Source organism: Metapseudomonas resinovorans (assembly GCF_002003485.1).
GTDB classification, from domain to species: Bacteria; Pseudomonadota; Gammaproteobacteria; order Pseudomonadales; family Pseudomonadaceae; genus Metapseudomonas; species Metapseudomonas resinovorans_D.
The window spans coordinates 18,025-36,089 of sequence record NZ_BDMA01000094.1; the positions used below are offsets into that span (position 1 = coordinate 18,025).

16 protein-coding genes are annotated in these 18,065 nt (G+C 63.7%); 7 read left to right on the top strand and 9 right to left on the bottom strand.

Annotated elements, in window-relative coordinates; all coding sequences use genetic code 11:
- Positions 1–1,399: 1,399 nt before the first annotated feature.
- The 3 genes from MnOB_RS26250 to MnOB_RS26260 all read right to left on the bottom strand — a co-directional run bounded on the left by MnOB_RS26250 (position 1,400) and on the right by MnOB_RS26260 (position 3,815).
- The gene (locus tag MnOB_RS26250; protein WP_077527471.1) at positions 1,400–1,870 is read right to left on the bottom strand and encodes a copper chaperone PCu(A)C; all 471 of its coding nucleotides are present in this window, start codon (positions 1,868–1,870) and stop codon (positions 1,400–1,402) included.
- A 100-nt stretch (positions 1,871–1,970) separates the two neighbouring features.
- On the bottom strand, positions 1,971–3,344 hold the full coding sequence (locus tag MnOB_RS26255; RefSeq protein ID WP_077527472.1) for a PepSY-associated TM helix domain-containing protein: 1,374 nt from the start codon (positions 3,342–3,344) through the stop codon (positions 1,971–1,973).
- 87 nt (positions 3,345–3,431) lie between these two features.
- A complete protein-coding gene (locus tag MnOB_RS26260) occupies positions 3,432–3,815 on the bottom strand; it encodes a DUF2946 domain-containing protein (RefSeq protein ID WP_077527473.1) in 384 nt (127 codons plus the stop codon).
- A 190-nt stretch (positions 3,816–4,005) separates the two neighbouring features.
- Here MnOB_RS26260 and MnOB_RS26265 point away from each other — a divergent pair, with 190 nt between their 5' ends.
- Together MnOB_RS26265 and MnOB_RS26270 are read left to right on the top strand one after the other, a co-directional pair.
- Positions 4,006–5,541, top strand: a complete 1,536-nt coding sequence (locus MnOB_RS26265) for a sensor domain-containing diguanylate cyclase (protein ID WP_077527474.1) — start codon at positions 4,006–4,008, stop codon at positions 5,539–5,541.
- Positions 5,542–5,588: 47 nt separating this feature from the next.
- A complete protein-coding gene (locus MnOB_RS26270) occupies positions 5,589–5,999 on the top strand; it encodes a DUF3301 domain-containing protein (RefSeq protein WP_077527475.1) in 411 nt (136 codons plus the stop codon).
- Between the two features lie 90 nt (positions 6,000–6,089).
- Here the strand turns inward: MnOB_RS26270 and MnOB_RS26275 are convergent, their stop codons facing one another.
- On the bottom strand, positions 6,090–6,968 hold the full coding sequence (locus MnOB_RS26275) for an alpha/beta fold hydrolase (protein WP_077527476.1): 879 nt from the start codon (positions 6,966–6,968) through the stop codon (positions 6,090–6,092).
- Between the two features lie 112 nt (positions 6,969–7,080).
- Here MnOB_RS26275 and MnOB_RS26280 point away from each other — a divergent pair, with 112 nt between their 5' ends.
- The 3 genes from MnOB_RS26280 to MnOB_RS26290 all read left to right on the top strand — a co-directional run bounded on the left by MnOB_RS26280 (position 7,081) and on the right by MnOB_RS26290 (position 11,702).
- Positions 7,081–8,841 (top strand): ATP-binding protein, encoded by a 1,761-nt coding sequence (locus MnOB_RS26280; protein WP_234358340.1) that lies wholly within the window; start codon positions 7,081–7,083, stop codon positions 8,839–8,841.
- Complete coding sequence (locus MnOB_RS26285) at positions 8,838–10,178, top strand: sigma-54-dependent transcriptional regulator (protein ID WP_077527477.1); 1,341 nt, start codon at positions 8,838–8,840, stop codon at positions 10,176–10,178. Before MnOB_RS26280 ends, MnOB_RS26285 begins: the two co-directional genes overlap by 4 nt.
- A gap of 222 nt (positions 10,179–10,400) precedes the next feature.
- Entirely contained in the window at positions 10,401–11,702 is a 1,302-nt protein-coding gene (locus tag MnOB_RS26290) for an MFS transporter (RefSeq protein WP_077527478.1), read from the top strand.
- Between the two features lie 239 nt (positions 11,703–11,941).
- On the opposite strand, the gene MnOB_RS26295 is transcribed toward MnOB_RS26290, so the two are convergent.
- Positions 11,942–12,907, bottom strand: a complete 966-nt coding sequence (locus tag MnOB_RS26295; RefSeq protein WP_077527612.1) for a CobW family GTP-binding protein — start codon at positions 12,905–12,907, stop codon at positions 11,942–11,944.
- Positions 12,908–12,986: 79 nt separating this feature from the next.
- Here MnOB_RS26295 and MnOB_RS26300 point away from each other — a divergent pair, with 79 nt between their 5' ends.
- Positions 12,987–13,334, top strand: a complete 348-nt coding sequence (locus tag MnOB_RS26300) for an NADH:ubiquinone oxidoreductase (protein ID WP_077527479.1) — start codon at positions 12,987–12,989, stop codon at positions 13,332–13,334.
- 87 nt (positions 13,335–13,421) lie between these two features.
- Here the strand turns inward: MnOB_RS26300 and MnOB_RS26305 are convergent, their stop codons facing one another.
- The 3 genes from MnOB_RS26305 to dksA are packed head-to-tail and all read right to left on the bottom strand — an operon-like array spanning position 13,422 to position 15,705.
- Positions 13,422–14,066 (bottom strand): DUF1826 domain-containing protein, encoded by a 645-nt coding sequence (locus MnOB_RS26305; RefSeq protein ID WP_077527480.1) that lies wholly within the window; start codon positions 14,064–14,066, stop codon positions 13,422–13,424.
- Positions 14,066–15,274, bottom strand: a complete 1,209-nt coding sequence (gene zigA, locus MnOB_RS26310; RefSeq protein ID WP_077527481.1) for a zinc metallochaperone GTPase ZigA — start codon at positions 15,272–15,274, stop codon at positions 14,066–14,068. The genes MnOB_RS26305 and zigA overlap by 1 nt, the downstream gene beginning before the upstream one ends.
- 11 nt (positions 15,275–15,285) lie before the next feature.
- The gene (dksA, locus tag MnOB_RS26315) at positions 15,286–15,705 is read right to left on the bottom strand and encodes an RNA polymerase-binding protein DksA (protein WP_077527482.1); all 420 of its coding nucleotides are present in this window, start codon (positions 15,703–15,705) and stop codon (positions 15,286–15,288) included.
- 68 nt (positions 15,706–15,773) lie between these two features.
- On the opposite strand from dksA, the gene folE2 reads away from it, so the two are divergent.
- Positions 15,774–16,664 (top strand): GTP cyclohydrolase FolE2, encoded by an 891-nt coding sequence (gene folE2, locus MnOB_RS26320; RefSeq protein ID WP_077527483.1) that lies wholly within the window; start codon positions 15,774–15,776, stop codon positions 16,662–16,664.
- Here the strand turns inward: folE2 and cfaB are convergent.
- A complete protein-coding gene (gene cfaB / locus MnOB_RS26325; protein ID WP_077527484.1) occupies positions 16,652–17,839 on the bottom strand; it encodes a C17 cyclopropane fatty acid synthase CfaB in 1,188 nt (395 codons plus the stop codon). The two genes, folE2 and cfaB, sit on opposite strands and share 13 nt — an antisense overlap.
- Positions 17,840–18,065 lie beyond the last annotated feature (226 nt).

Consider the following 18,065-nt stretch of genomic DNA (forward strand, 5'->3'; position numbering starts at 1 on the left):
ACAACGCGCAATCCCTCGCCAGCCGTGCCTTTCCCGCATTTGATCATCTTCTGACCAGGCTTTCGTGCCTCGGTGAAGCAGCCACTGCGTCTGCGCGCCTTCTGTAGTGGAAGGCCCATTTCAGAGCCTTTTCCCCCAATTCCGGTGGATGCCCCTGTGAATAAGATGTCGATGAACGCACAGGGGCCAAGCCCCGCGCGGCTTTCCACTGCCTGAGTATTTTTCGAGCAAAATCATAGGGATAACTCCACCATTGCGCACATTATCTGTGTAGCCATCTGTGGATATCTTGTGCGGACAACGCTACGAGTCAAGGCCGGCGCGGCCTCAAGCAGCATGATCAATTTCTGTCCAGCCCAGAGCCAGCTAGGCTGGGGTTGTGCATAAGGCATCGCTTCGCTCCCTGTAGGAGCGAATTCATTCGCGAAAACATTGCCCGGTTTAGCCGGAAAATCATCCACGAGGGCTGAGCTCCGAGGATCTGTTCACAGGGACGCGACGCTTTTACCCAAATCCCGTGGACTTACCTGTGGATAAGCTGTAGTTCGACCTCCAGGAAGCCGTAATATCGCGGGCTCTTGGCTTCTGAGCATTTTTCGTTCTATTTCAATTAGTTACGCAAGGCGTTGCGCACATTATCTGTGAGAGCATTTGTGGATAAGCTGTTCAGGCATCGCTACAAGCCAGGCACACCAAGCCCTCCAGCCATCTGATCAATTCCTGATCAGCGCCGCCTTCGGGGAAAGGCCACGGCTTGCCCATCGATACCGCGAGCAAATAACCCACAACCCCGCGAGTGGTTTTCCACGTTTGTACCCAGATCGCGTGGATGGTCCTGTGCATAAGGTGTCCATGGATGGCTGTAAGCCAGGCGCGGCGCAGCTTTCCGCAAACTGAGCGTTTTTCGCGCAATTTCAATGACTTACACAATCGGCTGCACACAATATCTGTGCAGCCTCCTGTGGATAAGCTGTGCGGCCCATGCCGCATCCCACGATTGGCGCGGCCTGCGCGAAACTGATCATTAAATATCCATGCTCGTCCGTAGGGTGCGCTGTGCGCACCGCCTTCAGGATCAGCTTCGATACCCCGTCAAACCTCCGGTGCGCACGGCGCACCCTACCGGATTGGCTTCATCCTGCTAGCCCGGCGATGCGAATTAGCCAGGGGCATGGGGGTTGGAGAGGTTGGAAGACGGCATCGCCAGGAAAAATCGGGGGGCAGATGATTCATGCGAGGCCGCGCATTGCGCGGGGGCTGGCGTCCTGCCGGCGGGTGCTCCTTGCGATGGATTCAGGCTAGAAGAGCCACCGCAGCCCGGCAAACCACGGTGCCGAACGGCAGCTGTGGATAACCTGGCAGGAACGTTCGCGGGGCCGGACGGCCCCGCGGGTAGGCATCAGTGCTGGTGCTCACCGTTTCCGGCCGGCGCTTCCTTCTGCACATGGACTTCCACTTCCAGGTCGCCCGCCTTCTGGAAGTGCAGGGTCATGGGGAACTTGTCGCCATCGTTCAGCGGTTGCTTCAGACCGAACATCATCAGGTGGTAGCCGCCCTGTTCGAGGCGCACTTCACCCCCGGCAGGGATATCGAGACCGTTCGGCACTTGCTGCATCTTCATCAGACCGTCCTTGTGCAGGTGCTCGTGGATTTCGGTCTTGCCGGCGCGGGCGGTATCAGCGCCGAGCAATTTGTCGGCCTCCGCGCCCTTGTTGTGGATAACCAGGTAGGCGGCGCCGTTCGGCGAGACCGCGGGCACGGCCAGCGCCCAGGGATGTTCGATGTGCAGCGAACCCAGGTTGTAGCCATGGGCGGCCAGGGAGCCAGAGAAACTCAGCAGGGCCCCCAGGGCCAGCAAGGTCTTGCGCATGTTGAAACTCCGTTCATTCGATTGACTGGCGCCCGCCCCCGGCAGGCGCCGATTGCTCTCCATTGCGGACGCGGCGACAGCACCGCGCCTGCTTCGCCGGTTAGCCGGCCACCACCTTGCTGCCACCGATGCGCGACAGCACCAGCCAGTCCAGCGCCCAGATCGCCAGGAGGGACATGCCCACCAGCGGGAACGCGATGCCGAGGCCGATCATGATCACCACCGCGGTTTTCCACAATGGCAGGTCATGGCGCAGCGGCGGTACGCCGAGCGAGCCCTGCGGGCGACGCTTCCACCACATCACCAGGCCGCTCACGGAACTCAGCAGGATCAACAGGCAGACGCCGAACATCATCAGCTGGTTGGCGAGGCCGAAGAACTTGCCTTCATGCAGCACCACGCCCATTTCGACGCTCTTGGCGACCACGCCGTAGTCCTGCCAGCGGATGTCAGCCAGCACCTTGCCGCTGTACTGATCCAGGTGCAGGGTGGCGTCGTTGCGCGGGTCGTCGGCGAACACCGCGATGCTGTACACGCCGGTGGCGTCGGCCGGCAACGTGATGCTGTAGCCCGGCACCACGCCGCGATCGCGGGCGGTGTCCACCACCCGTTGCAGGCCGACCTGATTGGCACTGGCGGCCGAGCTGGCCATGTCATGTCCCTTGTGCGCGGCATGCGGGTCGGACGCCGGCAGCGGCGTGTTCTCCACCGCCCAGGCCACGGTCTGGTCCTCGGCGGAATTCAGGCTGCGGGCCTGCTGGTCGGATTTGGGCACCTCATTCCACATGGCAGCCGGGAAGCGGTTCCAGACGTTGGCGAATTTCTCGCCCCAGAAGCCGGTCCAGGTCATGCCGGTAAGCAGCATGAACAGCAGCAGCAGCGAACCCCAGAAACCGGTCACTGCATGCAGGTCTCGCCAGAACAGGCGTCCGCGATTGGCCAGCCGCGGCCAGAACACACCGCGCATGCCCTGTCCCCGTGGCCACCAGAGGTAGAGGCCGGATACCACCAGTACGATCGCCCAGCCAGCGGCCAGCTCGATCAACCGGTCGCCGACCGTGCCGACCAGCAGGGTCCCGTGCAGTGAGCGGGCGATGGCCTGGAGGTTGTTCTGCGCATCCTGGGTGCCCAGCACCTGGCCGCTGTAGGGATCGAGAAAGAGGTTGGTCTTGCGCCCGTCGAGGCTGACCACGAACTGCGCACTGTGCTCGGTATCGACCGGCGGCAGGTACTGGCTGACGGTGGCCTGTGGATAAGCCTGGCGCACCTTGTCCAGCTGCTGGTCGGCGGTGAGTGCCTGGCCGCTGGGGCGAACCAGCATCAGGTCGCTGTAGAGGAGGTTGTCCAGCTGCGGTTTGAACAGGTAGATGCTGCCGGTGACCGCCAGCATGATCATGAAGGGGATGACGAACAGCCCGGCATAGAAGTGCCAGCGCCACGCCAGGTTGTAAAAGGAGACAGTGTTTTTCGACATTGTCGTGCTCCCTGATGAACCAGTGGCCTGCGCGCAAAGGTGCCGGTATGGGCCGGACCGTGCACAGCAGAAGAAGGTTTGCTTGGATCAGGAAAGCGCGACGGGGGGCGCGCGGGTCAGCGCGCCGGGGAAGATCGCCAGGCTGCCGTGGCCACTCAAGGTCGCCAGGGCCGGATGCGGACTGGCGAGCCCGGCAAGATCCAGCCCGTGGAGGCCGGCCGGGGTCAGGGCGGGAGAGTTGAACAGCAGGGTGCAGTAACCGCACTTGGCCCAGGACATCTCGTGGCTGGGCATCGACGGTTCATGACCGGGCGTGCTGTGGTCGGTGGCGCAGGCCAGCTCGTCCATCCACGCCGGCACCCCGCCCTGCCCCATGTCCCGTGCCTGGGACACCAGCGGCCCGACGAGCACCAGCAGCATGGCCAAAAGGCCAAACCAGGCGCCGCGATGTCGTGCTCTGCCGTGGGTCACAGGGAGGGTTCCATGCCGGTCGAACGGGGGGCGCATATGCTAGCCAAGCGCCTGCTTGGGAAGAAGCCTAGTCGCTGGGACAGATGGCCGCAGGCCAGATGTTCCGGAATTCGCGCCGTTCGGCAGCAAGACAGCTGAATCCGGCGGTGCCAGAATCCGGGCGTCGAATCCCAGGCCCGGGAGGGCCTCGATGGAAACCCTGTACTTCTCCCCCATGCTGCTCGGGCTCAACCTGATGCTCGCCAGCGCCGTCGCCTGCACCGCCCTCTGGTATTTCTCCCGGCCCTATCGGGGACCCGGACTCTGGATGGCCGGCGCCTGGACCCTGATCCTCGGCATCCTGCTGTTCATGGGCTTCATGGCCAGTGGCAGCCCGGTCCTCAACGTGCTCGGCAACGCCACCCAACTCGCCGGCGAGGCGATTCTGCTGCTCGGCGTGTTCCGCTTCCTGGACCTGCGACCGCCCTATTGGACGGTGCCGGCCAGCGCCGGCGCGATGGCCGTCGTGAACTGCTGGTACTGGTACAGCCCGATCAACACCGAGCTGATGGTCGCCATTTACGCGGCCATTGGTGGCGCCCTGCCCTTGCAGGCCTGCCATGTGCTGCTGACCGAGCGGCGCGAACCGGCGCTGCGCAGCGTGCGGCTGTTCGTCGGTGTGACACTGCTGGGCTACGCGCTGGTGACGCTGATGCGCGCGGCCATTGGCGTTCATGACTGGCTGCGGAGCGTGGAACACGCCGATGTCACACGTTCGGTGAGCTACCTGCTGCCGTACAACTTCGGCATCCCGCTCTGGGTCGTCGCCCTGGTGGGTCTGGCATTGATGACCATGCGCCGCATCCTCCAGGACAGCCAGCGCCACGCCCAGGAGGCCGAAGCCAGCGCGCACCGCTTCGAGCGCCTGATGGGCGTGGCCAACGCGGGCATGGTGGTGGTGGAAGAGGGCTGCATCCGCGATGCCAACCCGATGCTCGAACAGCTCTTCGCCCAACGTCGCGAGGCGCTGCTCGGACAACCCCTGGCGCGACTGGTGGGCGAAAGCGAAGCGCCACTGCTGGCCGATCTGCTGCAACGCGCCGACGGTCGCCCCCACGATATCGAGGCGCGCCGAGGGGACGGCAGCGGCTTCCCGGCAGAACTGGCCATCGCCTCTCTCGACGACTCCCCGCAGCGCCTGGTGGAGATCCGCGACGTCAGCCATCGCAAGGCGCTGGAGCGGCAATTGCTTCACCTGGCCACCACCGATCCGCTGACCGGCGCCCTCAATCGCCGGGCATTCGAAGAACGCGCCGAGCAGGAATTGCAGCGTGCGCGACGGCAGAGCTCGCCAATGTGCCTGGCCCTGCTCGACCTGGACCACTTCAAGCAGATCAACGACCGGTACGGCCATCAGGCGGGTGACGAGGTCCTGCGGAAGTTCAGCGAGCTTTGCCTGCTGCAGGCGCGACGCACTGACCTCTTCGCCCGCTATGGCGGCGAGGAGTTCATCTACCTGCTACCGGACACCAGCGCCGAATCGGCGCGCCATCTGCTGGAACGGCTACGTCTGGCATTGAACAACCTGGAAATCGCCGGCCCCGAGGGACCGATACGCGTCAGCGTGAGCATCGGCCTGGCCAGCGTAGGCGCCAGCGACAACCTGCACCGGCTGCAGGGCGAAGCCGATGCGGCGCTCTACCGCGCGAAGCAACAGGGAAGAAACCGTATCGAAGTGGCCCTCTGAAACCACGGTGGATGGTTTAAGCTTGGGCCTATGTTTCTGGAGTTCACATGCTGAGCCTGGCTGACGTTTTCCTGCTGATGTTGTTTACCGCCGGTGCAGCCTGGCTGTGGCGCGGTCATGGTGTGCGCGAGCGCGCGCTGGTGCTGGCCAAACAGCACTGCGCACGGCTCGACGTGGAGCTGCTGGACGGTAATGTCGCCTTCCGCCGCCTGGCACTGGTGCGCGATGGCAAGGGCAACCGGCGTCTGGCGCGCATCTATGACTTCGAGTTCACCGTTACCGGTGAGCAACGCCTGACCGGCAGCATCCAGATGTTCGGCAATCACCTCGGGCGCATCGATGTGGAGGCCCACCCGTTCCGCTCCGACCTCGAGCTCGTGCAGGACGACAAGGTTATCCACATGAACGAGTGGCGGCGCAATCATCCGAAGCCGGACGAAAAGCGCCGCGTGGACTGACCACCACTCAATCCAACGGGCCTTCGGGTCCGTTTTTCATGGTGCGGCTCAATCTGTGGATAACAACCTGCCCGCACCAGCGCAGTTCCGTCACGGCGCGCGCAACAGGAACTCGGCCGTGCGCTCGGCGCTGGCCTGGGGAAACTCCTGCATGAAGCAGTGACCGCCTTCCACCACCTGAGCACTGACGTGGCCATTGACGGCGGTGAGTCGCGCCACCGATTTGGCCACGAAGGGATAGCTGTGCTGACCGTGGAGAATCAGGGTCGGCGTCACAATGCGTCCCAGCGACGGCCACAGGCGCTTGGGGAAGGAACTGAAGATTTCCGCCTCGCGGCTGGGCCGGCACTTCAGCTCGACACCGTTATCCACAGCCTTGATGGCGTGATCCACATAGCCGTTCAGCGCCTCTTCGTCCCACCCCTTGAAGATGCCGCGCCCATGCAGGCCGTTCCACGCCGCCTGGCGATCGGCCCAGTGATTACGCCGCGCCCGCGCACGGCTGGCCATGGTGGTGCGGCGGTGGAGACCGAGCACTTCGGAAAACGCCATCACCCCGATCATCGCTGGCGTAAAGATTACCGGGTCGAGCAGCACTGCACGGCTGAACAGTTCCGGGTGACGGGCCAGGATCAGGCTGCTGAGCACTCCGCCGAAACTATGTCCCACCGCCATCCGCTTCACGTCGCCGTACTCGCGACGTCCGGCCTCGAAGGCTTCCACCGCCAGTTCGGCGTTGCGGTTCCAGCCAAGGAATCGGCCGCCATGGTCGCTGTCGCCATGCCCCTGGATATCGCAGAGCCAGAGGTCGAAATCCTCCGCCAGCGCTTGCAGCAGGGGCGTGTAGGTACGGCCGCAGAAACCGTTGCCATGGAGGAAGTGCAGGAGCGGTTTGCCAGAGGCGGGCGTTTGCCAGCCGCGCAGGGTGAATCCAGCGGAAGTGGAGTGGGACCAGGGGAGCAATTGCATCGAACGTGCCTTGAAGTTGTCTGCGCGAAGTGTATCCGCAGACTTGCGCCAGGAGCAGTGGCCAGGGCCTCCCGTGCTATCGTCGCCGCCTCTGACCTCGGGACGCCACGCCTTGATCTCCCGCCAACTGCGCATCGCCCTGCTGATCCTGCTGCTGCTCGCCGGCCTGTTCCTGGCGATGCATCTGGCTGGCCGCCAGGCCGAACGCCAGGCCCTGCGCTCGGAAGGCGAGCAGGTCCGCGAACAGTTGGCCCTCTACGCCGGCAGCCTGCGCACGTTGATCGACCGCTTCCGCGCCCTGCCTGCCGTACTGGCGCTGGACCCGGAGCTGCGCGCGACACTGGCCGCCCCTGTGGATAAAGACGCCCAGCACCGGCTCAACCTCAAGCTGGAACAGATGAACCGCGCCGCCGGGTCCACCACGTTGGAACTGCTGGATCGCGACGGCCTCGCCGTGGCCGCCAGCAATTGGCGCCTGCCCACCAGCTTCGTCGGCCACAACTACGGCTTCCGTCCCTACTTTGCCGAAGCCCGGCGCCTCGGCAGCGGCCGCTTCTATGCGGTGGGGGTGACCAGCGGGATTCCCGGCTACTTCCTGGCCAGCGCCGTGCGCGGCACCGAGGACAGCTTCATCGGCGCCATCGTGGTGAAGCTGGAATTTCCCGAACTTGAACAGGAATGGGGACAACGCTCGGACATCATCCTGGTCAGCGACGCCCGTGGTGTGGTGTTCATCGCCAACCAGGCGGGATGGCGCTACCGAGAGCTGCAGCCCATTTCGGCCGAGGGGCGCGCCGAGATGACCGCCACCCGCCAGTACGACAAACAACCCCTGGCACCACTTATCCACAAAACGCGGGTCGATTTCGGCGACGGCAGCCGGCTGGCCCGGGTCGAAGGTCCCGACGGCCCCGCCGACTACCTGTGGGAAACCCTGCCACTGGCCAGTGAAGGCTGGACCCTGCACCTCCTGCGTGCACCGCAGGAAGCCGCCAGCAGCGCACGCGCGGCCAGCCTTGCCGCCGGTGGTGCCTGGCTGGCGGTGTTCTTCCTGGCCCTCTTCCTGCACCAGCGCTGGCGCCTGGCACGCATCCGCCAGCGCAGCCGCGAAGAGCTGGAGCAGTTGGTTGAACAACGCACGTCTGCCCTGCGCACCGCCCAGGATGGTCTGATCCAGGCCGCCAAGCTGGCGGCGCTGGGCCAGATGTCCGCAGCCCTGGCCCATGAGATCAACCAGCCGCTCACCGCCTTGCAGATGCACCTCGCGAGCCTGCGCCTGATGCTCGACAACGGCCAGCTGGAGCAGGCGCGCAAGGCCCTGGGACGGCATGACGAGCTGCTGCAACGCATGGCCGCCCTCACCGGGCACCTCAAGACCTATGCACGCAAAACACCCGGCGGTCTGCGCGAATGCCTTGAGCTGGGCAGCGTTGTGGATAAGTCCCTGCAATTGCTGGCCCCCAACCTGCGCGATGCCGAGGTTCAGATCAGCCAGGAATTGAACGTGCCGGCCTGGGTCTCGGGTGATGCCATCCGCCTTGAGCAAGTACTGGTCAACCTGTTGCGCAATGCCCTCGACGCCGTGGCGGGAAAGCCAGAGCCCAAACTGTGGATAACCCTTCGACGGGACGAAGGCCACTGGCTGCTCGAAGTGGCCGACAACGGCGGCGGAATCCGCGAGGACGACCTGCCAAGGGTGTTCGACCCCTTCTTCACCACCAAGCCGGCGGGTGCCGGACTGGGAATCGGACTGGCGGTGTCCTACGCCATCATCCACGAACTGGGCGGCACCCTGACCGCCACCAACCAGGCCGAGGGCGCGCTGTTCAGCCTGCGCCTGCCTGTGGATAAAGCCAGAGAGGAACTGCCATGAATGCCCAGGTGATCTTCGTCGACGACGAAGCGGCCATCCGTGACGCCGTGCGCGAGTGGCTGGAGCTCTCCGGATTCGAAGTGCGGGTGGAATCCAGTGCCGAGGACTGCCTCAAACGCCTGGACGGGGATTTCCCCGGGGTGGTCATCAGCGACCTGCGCATGCCCGGCATGGATGGCATGGCGCTGCTTCAGGCCGTGCAGGCGCTGGACCGCGAGCTGCCGTTCCTGATGGTCACTGGCCACGGTGACGTTCCCCAGGCGGTGGAGGCCATGCGCCTGGGCGCCTATGACTTCATCGAGAAGCCGTTCACCGCCGAGCGCTTGCTGGACAGCCTGCGCCGTGCCCTGGAAAAGCGCCGGCTGGTTCAGGAGAACCGCCGCTTGCGGGTTCAGGCGGAGATCAAGGACGAACTCGACGGGCGCCTGCTCGGCGTCTCGCCCGCCATGGTGAAATTGCGCCGCCAGGTGCTGGATCTGGCCGCCACCCCTGTGAATATCCTGCTGCGGGGCGATACCGGCGCCGGCAAGGAAATGGTCGCGCGCTGCCTGCACGATTTCGGTCCGCGCGCCGGCAAGCCCTTCGTGGCGCTAAACTGCGCGGCCATCCCGGAAAACCTGTTCGAGAGCGAGCTGTTCGGCCACGAGAGCGGCGCCTTCACCGGCGCCCAGGGCAAGCGCATCGGCAAGATCGAACACGCCCACGGTGGCACCCTGTTCCTCGACGAGATCGAGAGCATGCCCCTGGCGCAGCAGGTGAAGCTGCTGCGGGTGCTACAGGAGCAACGCCTGGAACGCCTGGGCTCGAACCAGAGCATCGCTGTGGATATCCGCGTGGTCGCCGCCACCAAGCCTGACCTTCGCGATGAGGTCCGCGCCGGGCGCTTCCGCGAGGACCTGTTGTACCGCCTCAATGTGGCCGAGTTGCAGCTGCCGGCCCTGCGTGAGCGGCGCGAAGATATTCCCCTGCTCTTCGAACATTTCGCCCGTCAGGCCAGCGAACGCCTGGGGCGGCCGCAACCCATCCTGACCCCGGCCGAACTCGCACAACTGCTGGCGCACGACTGGCCAGGCAACGTGCGCGAGCTGTCCAACGCCGCCGAACGCCATGTGCTGGGGTTATCCACAGGGCAGGCAGAACGGAAGGAAGGCGAGCCTTCCCTTGCCGAGCTGATGGAAGCCTACGAGGCGCAATGCCTGCGCCAGGCCCTGGCGCGCAGCCAGGGCGATATCAAGGCGGTGATGACCCTGCTGCAACTGCCGCGCCGCACCCTCAACGAGAAGATGGTCCGCCACGGCTTGGCGCGCAGCGAGTTCTTGCGCGGCGAGGAAGACTGACTCGCGCTTTTCTGTAGGGGCAACTCACCATCGGCGGAATCTTGCTCATCGCCATTCCGGCATCGGCAGGATTCCGCGCATGATCCTCGCCCAACCGCTCTGAAACCCGTCTATTCCGCACCTTTCCTCTCCTGGCACAGCTCCTGCTAAGTACCCAGTGCCCGAAGCGCGCCGCCACAGAGCGGCGCCTCCACAACAACAACTACGCGTCGAGGAAAGATGATGGATAACTCCAGCACCCTGGCTGCCTCTGCAGAACCCCGCACGACATCGCAACGCATCAAATCGATTTTCAGTGGCTCGGTCGGCAACCTGGTCGAGTGGTACGACTGGTACGTCTACGCGGCCTTCTCGCTGTACTTCGCCAAGGCCTTCTTCCCCCAGGGCGACATGACCGCCCAGTTGCTCAACACCGCCGCGATCTTCGCCGTGGGCTTCCTGATGCGCCCCATCGGCGGCTGGCTGATGGGTATCTACGCCGACCGCAAGGGCCGCAAGGCCGCCCTGCTGGCTTCGGTGCTGCTGATGTGCTTCGGCTCGCTGATCATCGCGCTGACCCCGAGCTACGAAACCATTGGTGTTGCCGCGCCGATCCTGCTGGTGGTCGCGCGCCTGCTGCAGGGACTCTCGGTCGGCGGTGAATACGGCACCTCGGCCACCTACCTGTCGGAGATGGCAACCAAGGAGCAACGAGGCTTCTTCTCGAGCTTCCAGTACGTGACGCTGATTTCCGGCCAGCTCATCGCCCTGGCGGTGCTGATCATCCTCCAGCAGACCCTGACCACCGAGCAGCTGGAAAGCTGGGGCTGGCGCGTCCCCTTCTTCATCGGCGCCCTGTGCGCGGTGGTGGCCATGTTCCTGCGTCGCGGCATGGAAGAGACCGACTCCTTCACCAAGAAGAAGGACAAGCCGAAGGAAAGCCTGCTGCGCACCCTGATGCGCCATCCGAAGGAAGTACTGACCGTCGTCGGCCTGACCATGGGCGGCACCCTGGCCTTCTACACGTACACCACCTACATGCAGAAGTACCTGGTGAACACCGTGGGCATGAGCAAGGACGACTCGACCATGATCTCGGCCGCCACGCTGTTCCTGTTCATGTTGCTGCAGCCAATCGTTGGCGGACTCTCCGACAAGATCGGCCGTCGTCCGATCCTGATCGCCTTCGGCGTGTTGGGCACCCTGTTCACCTACCCGATCCTCAGCACACTGCACACCATCGAAACCTGGTGGGGCGCATTCTTCCTGATCATGGCGGCGCTGATCATTGTCAGCGGATACACCTCGATCAACGCCGTGGTGAAGGCCGAACTCTTCCCTACCGAAATCCGCGCCCTGGGCGTGGGCCTGCCCTATGCACTGACCGTGTCCATCTTCGGTGGCACTGCCGAATACATTGCCCTGTGGTTCAAGAGCATCGGCATGGAAAGCGGCTTCTACTGGTACGTCACCGCCTGCATCGCCTGCTCGCTGCTGGTGTACGTGTTCATGAAGGACACCCGCACCCACTCGCGGATGGACTGATCCCGACAAGGATCGAAATCACACGGGCCCTTCGGGGCCCGTTTTCGTTTCCGGGTGGAATGCATCCAGGATGCGTTCCTTGTAGGGACGATAGCGCAAGGCCTACCTCTTTAACTCGGCCTGGACCGTAGGGTGCGCTGTGCACACCGATTCCAGGATCGGCTTCGGCACCCCGTCGAACCGCCGGTGCGCACGGCGCACCCTACTAGATCGGCTTCATCCTGCTAGCCCCGCTATGCTCAGCCCAACCGGCAAGCCTCCATTCCTGCCTTCAACGCCGCCTCGTCCTGGGGCCCGGCGAATATCAGTTCCAATCGCGAGTCCTTGCGCCATTCGCTGGCCTGCCAGTGGATCGGCGCGCCCTCCAGCGCGTTGCCGGAAAGCCAGCCAGCGCCCGTCTGCAGCACCAGCTTGGCGCGGCGCCAGGGCAGGCTGGCCAACCACGTCTGCAGGCGGATCTGATCGAACTTCTGGCTCGGATGCCAACGCCAGCCGATGCTCCAACCGTCATCTGCGGCCTGCACTTGGCAGACCGGCTCGGCAGGATTCCTCCACAGAATTGCAGGTTTATCCACACCTGTTGGTAAGTCGTTGATACCAACAGCTTTTCCAGATTGTGTATGGATGCCTGGAAGCTTCTCGATATCTAGCTTCCCCTGCGTCGTCCACAGGTGAGGAATGGAAGGCAATGTCGCTGCAAGTTGTACACAGGTAGCCGAATCCAGCCCTTCGGCCTTATTTAGTAGCATAAGGCCAGCATCCAAAAGTGCCTCTTGCTGGCTGTCTGGCAGTAGCTGGCCGGTAGCCAGCGCCGCTGCATCCAGCACCACGACGCTCGGCTGTAGCGCCAAAACACGCTCCCAAGGGGGTTCGCGTAGCTGTCGCAGTAGCTCGACCGGGTGTCCGAGTCCGGACGGTTCAATCAGAAGGCGGTCCGGCCGTGCCTTGCGCAGTAGCCGGCCCAGTCCGACCTGGAAGGGCGCGCCGTTGACGCAGCACACGCAGCCACCGGCCACTTCGGCAATGGCGATGCCATCGTCGCTGCTGGCCAGCAGTGCCGCGTCCAGGCCGATCTGGCCGAATTCGTTGATCAGCACGGCCCAGCGTTCGGAGGCAGGGCGCTGCGCCAGCAGGTGGCGGATCAGGCTGGTCTTGCCGGCGCCCAGAGGCCCGGCGATGAGATGGGTAGGGATATGAGTAAGCATCGGGATATGGTGCTTGCTCACAACCCGCTTAGAAAGCGCCATGCTAGAGTCGCTGCCTTCATGTTCTGGATGACCTCCGATGCGCGCCTGGTTGCTGCCTTTGCTGCTGTTGCTTTCAGTCGAAGCCCATGCCGAAGCCTGTGTTGTCCACAGCCAAGGCGGTGGTCTGGACGTGAAGCTCTGTCAGGAAAACCGTAGCATCCCTGCGCAACTCTTTCGTGACGGCTTCTGCAAGCCGGAAATGAAAGGGCAGAAAGTGGAGGTCAGCTTTGTGGATAACTGCCCCAGTGGCGCTTTCGGGGTGTGTCGCAATGCCAAGGTCAGTAACCAGCTGTACCGCCAGGACATCCACTACTACGGCGTCGCCAGCGATGCGCGCTACCTGAAGCCCTTCTGCGAAACCCAGAGCCAGGGGAAGTGGGAGTAAGGCGAGTCCTCCCGCTCCTTGTAGGGGCGAATTCATTCGCCAAGCAGACCGCAGGTCTGCCCTGAAGCGCCCCTTCCGCTAAAGCGCCTATCCCAGCCAATCCAGCGTCAACAACAGGCGGCTCTCACCTGGCGCCAGCTGTGGCGACCTGTGGATAATTCCCCGCCCTTCATTGCCGAGCCACTTCTCTCCCTTGAACAGCGCCACATGACCCGCTGCCAGCCGCTGGTTATCCACAACCACAACCGGCTCCGAGGCGGGATTACCCAGACCCGAACGGGACATTTCACCTTCCCGCAACCATTGGCTGCCAGCGCCCGAATAGGTGCTGATCAGTCGCAGCGGCACATGATCGACGTGAAAGCGCGGACACATGGCCCGGTCCAGGCGACGCAGGCGCAGGCCGATGCGCCGCGCATCCACCAAACAGGCAAAGGCCCGCACCAGCCAGGCCACGTCGGCAACAAAGCCCTGATAGCCCTCCAGATCGGCGAAGCCAGCAGCCAGGCTGGGAAGTCGCGGATCGTCATCCATTCCCTGGAGCTCAACGCACAGGGACTCGGCCAGCGGCTCACCCAAGGCCAGCAGGCTGTTGGCGAAGCCCTGGACATGCAGGGGTAGCTGGCGCTGCCAGATGGCGAGATTGACCCCATCACGCAGCACCTCAGCCAGTACGACCGGGCTATCGCCGTGCACTTGTTGCGGCGCTGGATCCAACGGGAACGCCAGCATCAGGTGGATTCCCCGGCGTGCCAGGGCGCGAAGGGGTCCGGCATCCGCGACCAGGCTTGCGGTCCCCCCACCATTTCACCGTCATCCAGCAGGCAGGTGTCCAGTTCGGTGCGCAGGCGCGCGAAGTCGATGCCCTGTCCGATAAACACCAGTTCCTGACGGCAATCGCCCACCTCCGGCGTCCAATGCTGCATGACGCTGCGCAACCCTTCCTGATCCTCGGGCCAGCGATCGCGCGGTACGAAGCGCCACCAGGAACCCGCCAGCTCGTAGCGCATCAATCCACCTGCCTGGGACCAGCTGCCCGCATCGCGGTGGCGGCTGGCCAGCCAGAAGAAACCCTTGGAGCGCAGCAGGCGACCGTTGCTCCATGGGCGATTGAGGAACCGGAAGAAGCGCTGCGGATGGAAGGGACGTCGCGCACGGTAGGCCGTGGACGCGATGCCGTATTCCTCGGTTTCAGGGGTGTGCTCACCGCGCAGTTCCTTCAGCCACCCCGGCGCCTGGGCGGCACGGTCGAAGTCGAAGCGGCCGGTGTCGAGTATCCGCCGGAGGTCCACCTGACCCATCACCATCGGCATGACTTCGGCGCCGGGGTTGAGGCGCCGCAGGATGGCGATCAGCTCGTCGCGGTCGGCGTTGGAAATCAGGTCGGCCTTGCTGATCAGCAGCACGTCAGCGAACTCCACCTGTTCGATGAGCAGGTCGCTGATGGAGCGTTCGTCGTCCACCCCGAGGGCTTCGCCCCGGTTGGAGATGTCATCGGCAGCCTGGTAATCGCGCAGGAAGTTCACCCCGTCGACCACGGTTACCAGGGTGTCGAGGCGCGCCAGGTCCGAGAGGCTGCACCCCTGCTCGTCGCGGAAGGTGAAGGTTTCGGCCACGGGCAGCGGTTCGGAGATGCCCGTGGATTCGATCAGCAGGTAATCGAAGCGTCCTTCGCGGGCCAGGCGGCTAACCTCTTCCAGCAAGTCTTCGCGCAGGGTGCAGCAGATGCAGCCGTTGCTCATTTCCACCAGGCGCTCATCTGCATGGTTCAGGCTGACCTCGCGCTGAACCTCGCTCGCGTCGATGTTTATCTCACTCATGTCGTTGACGATCACGGCCACGCGCAAGCGTTCTCGATTGCGCAGCACATGATTGAGCAAGGTGCTCTTGCCGGCGCCGAGGAAGCCGGAAAGGAGGGTGACGGGGAGGCGTGTGTCCATGAGGGTGTCCTTCAGGCGTGGCGTTGGTGGCGTTCTTTGAGTTCCTGGCGTTGCTTGGCTTCGAGGCAGAGGGTTGCCGTTGGCCTCAACAGCAGCCGGCGAAGACCGATGGGCTCACCGGTCTCCTCGCACCAGCCGTATTCGCCCCGGGCCAGGCGGTCCAGGGCGTCGTCGATCTTGTCCAGCAACCGCTTGTCCCGTTCCAGCAGACGCAACTGCCACAGGCGCTGCTCCTCGCGGCTGGCGAGATCGAGGGCGTCGCTGACGAACTCGACTTCGCGCAGGTCGCCCAATCCGCTGTCGATGTGCTGCTGCAGTTCTTTGCGCTGGCGTTCCAGCAAGGCACGAAAGAACGCCCGCTGCGCCGAGTCCATGTAGGCCCCGGCAGGCTGAGCCAGGAGTTCTTCGCGACTGAAGGGAATGTCTGACATGACGAATGATCTTTGAATGCTTAATTTGTTATAACATAACAATCACCATTCACTTCAAGAGGTCGCCGATGAATGCCCTTGCCCTGCCGGATATCGCATCCGGAGCTTCCAACCTTGACCTTCCCCTGAACTGGGTCGGCATGTGTGGCATCGCCCAGCCGCTAAGGTTTGAAGGGCAGCGCATCAGCGCCCGCGCCGATGCGGGCGTCAGCCTGGATGACGGCAGTGCGCGTGGCATCCATATGTCCCGTCTCTATCTGGCGCTGGAAGAGTTGGAAAGCGAAGCGCTCTCCGTCGAGCTGCTGCAGCGGGTCCTGGACCGCTTTCTCGGCAGTCATCAGGGACTATCCTCCAGAGCCAGCCTGAGGTTGCAGGGGGAGGCGTTGCTACAGCGACCGGCCCTGATCAGCCCGCTGGCCGGTTGGAAGGCTTATCCATTCGAAGTCCGTGCACACCAGGATCGATGGGGGTTTCACGTGGAACTTCAATTGCAGGTGGCCTATTCCTCGACCTGCCCATGCTCGGCGGCCCTCGCTCGGCAGTTGATTCAGCAGCGCTTCGCCGAGGACTTCTCAGGTGTCTCCCTGGACCAGGAACGGGTACTGGAATGGCTGGGAAGCAGTGAGGGAATAGTCGCAACGCCCCACAGCCAACGCAGCACTGCAACGATCTGGTTGCGCCTGGCCACAGACGGAACCCTGGCACTACAACGTCTGGCCGACCTGGCAGAAGCCACGCTCGGCACAGCGGTGCAGACCGCGGTCAGGCGCGCAGACGAACAGGCCTTTGCCTTGGCGAATGGCCAGAACCTGATGTTCTGTGAGGATGCCGCCAGACGCCTGGGCAACGCCTTGCGACAGCAGGATGGGCTAGAGGGGTTCCGGCTACGGGTCGTGCACGCGGAGAGCCTTCATGCACACGACGCCGTCGCCGAATATGCCTGGCGCTATCCAGCGTAGAGGTCCGCCCGGCTCCAGGGCAGTTCATGGGAGCCATCGGCATGCGGCTTGCTCACGAGTATCTGGTGCAGGTTGATCCAGCCCTTCTGGAAGGCATGGGAGCAGCCTGCCAGATACAACCGCCAGATGCGCAGCGCCTGCTCCGGCACCAACTTGGAGGCTTGGGCGAGGTTGGCTTCCAGATTGGCGCTCCAGAACTCCAAGGTGCGCGCGTAGTGCAGTCGCAGGCTTTCCACATCCACCACCTCCATGCCGGCCAGACTCAGCTCGGAGGCCATGGTGGCCAGGTGCGGCAACTCGCCATGGGGAAATACATAACGGTTGATGAATTCACCGGCGCCACGGCCCACCGGGCGGCCATCGGGATGCCGGGCGGTGATGCCGTGGTTCATCACCAGTCCGCCGTCACGCACCGCCCCGAAGAGGCGCTTACAGTAGAGCGGCAGGTTTGCGTGACCTACGTGTTCGAACATGCCAACGCTGACCACCTTGTCGAAGCGGCCATCCTGCGGCAGGTCGCGGTAATCCAGGAGTTCCAGCTGCACCTGGCCATCCAGCCCTTCGGCCTTGACCCGTTCACGCCCAAGGCTCAGCTGTTCATTGCTGAGGGTGATGCCGAACACACGGGCGCCATACTCACGAGCGGCGAAGCGCGCCAGGCCTCCCCAGCCACAGCCGATATCCAGCAGATACTCACCGGCCTTGAGGCGGAGCTTGCGGCAGAGATGGTGCAGCTTGGCCTGCTGGGCGCTGTCGAGGTCTTCGGTGCCAGTGGGGAAGTAGGCGCAGGAGTACACCATCTCGCGATCGAGCCAAAGGGCGTAGAAATCATTGGAGAGGTCGTAGTGGTAGGAAATCGCGGCGGCGTCGGTCGCCTTGTCGTGAGACTGGCGCTCCGGCGCCGTCTCGTCTTCGTCGCCGACCAGCGCCTTGCTCAGGGCATCGCCGACGCGGATCACTTCAAGGATCGGTCCATCCAGATCCAGGCGCCCTTCCACATAGGCGGTTCCCAGCGTGCCGAGGCTGGGCCGGGTCAGCAGGGAGACCACACTGGGATCCTTCACCCTCATGGTCACGGTCGGGTTGGGACCCAGTTCGATCTCCTTGCCATCCCAGAGCAGTACGCGCAGCGGCAATTTCAGATCGCGCATGACCGGCGGAAGTTGCGCAAGCATGGGAACTCCTCCTTCACCAAGGACACTGGAAAGGTAGACCACCCTATAAAGTTGTCAGGCTATCGAGTTGATAGTTTCCCTCGATAGGGCGGGCGCCGGCACCTTTCGATCCAGCATTACTGCCCCCTCAGAAGATATGACCTCCAGCACCGCGCAACGATTCAAGCAGGTTTGCGTTGCAATCGTGATGACGCACGATACGAATTCCTGCCCAAGCAGGAAGGCT